Origin of the sequence: Endozoicomonas sp. ONNA1 (assembly GCF_024606325.1) — a bacterium.
GTDB lineage: Bacteria > Pseudomonadota > Gammaproteobacteria > Pseudomonadales > Endozoicomonadaceae > Endozoicomonas_A.
In genome coordinates this window covers 1-1,666 of record NZ_JAHHPN010000482.1, presented here as the reverse complement: position 1 = coordinate 1,666, position 1,666 = coordinate 1, and the positions used below count along the sequence as shown (strand labels likewise).

The 1,666-nt window shown below is 44.1% G+C and carries 1 protein-coding gene; it reads left to right on the top strand.

Features of this window, described 5'->3' with window-relative positions; all coding sequences use genetic code 11:
* Positions 1–1,471: DUF4116 domain-containing protein (locus KDK19_RS10955; protein ID WP_257287590.1), on the top strand; the 1,471-nt coding region annotated here is incomplete at its 5' end.
* Positions 1,472–1,666: the final 195 nt, after the last annotated feature.

Genomic DNA, 1,666 nt, shown 5'->3' with positions numbered 1-1,666 from the left:
TGAGCAGGTGCGGAGTGTCCATGAGCTGATTTTTGCCCTGCATAAGCGCTTTGTAGAGGCATTGGCACCGGTCACTCTGGCTTCAGATCAGGGCAGGATATCTACGGAAAAAAACATTACTTATGTCGATTGTACGACCCCGGGTGAACAGGCACCGCTATTGAGGCTCTCCGATAAAGCATCTATGAAAGAGCTAGGGCTTTCCGGGACAGTCATCAGTATGGATAAAGCCGTGATTGTTAACCTGAAGTTAGGGTGTCATGTGGGTCTTATTGAGCTGCTTGAACACGCAGAGGGGGGTAAAGGACGAACCTTGCGACTGACATTCTCCGACAACTTTGATGTAACCGATTATGATAAATCCGGCAAGTTCAGGCGTATGTGGTTTCTGGCGCAATTATTGAAAGAGATCGGACTGGATAAAAATGCTGGCAGCATGAAGCTGAGTTGCAACGCTGTAGCGGGTAAAATGACCATTGAATGCCCCCGAATGAAATTACGTCAAACCATGCAGCATGCCTTTGAAAAACTGATCATTGTGTTACGTGCTATGTATAATCTGGATCTTGATTTGAATTCCAGGCCCATTTTTGAAGGAGGGCAGTGGGACTTTAACATCCTTGCACAACGTATTAATCGTAATGTCGCGACTGAAGCAGAGAGATTCGCCTTTCAACATTGTCTTTTTGTAAAGTCTCATCTAAATGGAAGTGTTTGGCACATTACTTCCGGTTGCTGCCGGTTTTTGAGTAAATACTACCAACAGTTTGCCTATGGTGCCCGGCTGCTAAGTCTGTCTCGGCAGTCAACGTTACTCAGGGAAAATCCGGGGGAACTTCTGAGTGAAAGATTAATGAGTGATGAGATTTCTGAGGACATCCGCAGGGAACTCTTACATCATTTTTTGCTAATAAATCCCACTAGTGCTACCAGATTGGTTGAGCAAGTGTATGACTTGGAAAATCAATGCTTTGTCATTAATCCATCTTACTGTTACAGGTTGGAGTTTTATGTGCCACCGGGTAAACCGCTTGGCGATCATAAAGAAAAGGTCAGGAATTGCCTGCTGAAACATGGACTGCAATATGCCAGCCAACGGGTTCGAAATGATAAAGTTTTTGTATTACCCGCTATTTCAGAACATCCTGCAGAACTGCGATATTTGAGTGAGGAGCTGAGGAATGATGTAGATGTAGTCAAGGCCGCTGTCGCAGAATATCCCAAAGCTTTGTGCCATGCCAGTGAAAGAATACGAAGTGATAAAAACATTATTGAAAGCTTAATGGCTGTCAATGTTGATACCTTAAGATATGCCAATAATACATTATTGAATGATCGCGAGTACATGCTGAACTTAATTGCACAGAATCCTCGTGCGTTTATCTTTGTTGCTTTCAGGCTTAGAATAGATAAGGCTTTTATCGAGGCAGCAAGACAAAGAAACCCCGAAGTTCGTGGATACGTCTGGTGATCTGCGAACCAGGCCTGATCGATTCAGACAAGGTTGACCAGTGTAAATCATCTTGCCAGCTTGTTGTTTTTCCTTCTAATGCGTTCTTCAGGCTGACGGGTGAACTTTATAAAAACATTATTGTCGAAAGGAGGTGATCACTAGCAGCCTGTCGGACTTAAGGCCGTCCTACTGCGGTTGCAATAAATTGGTCTA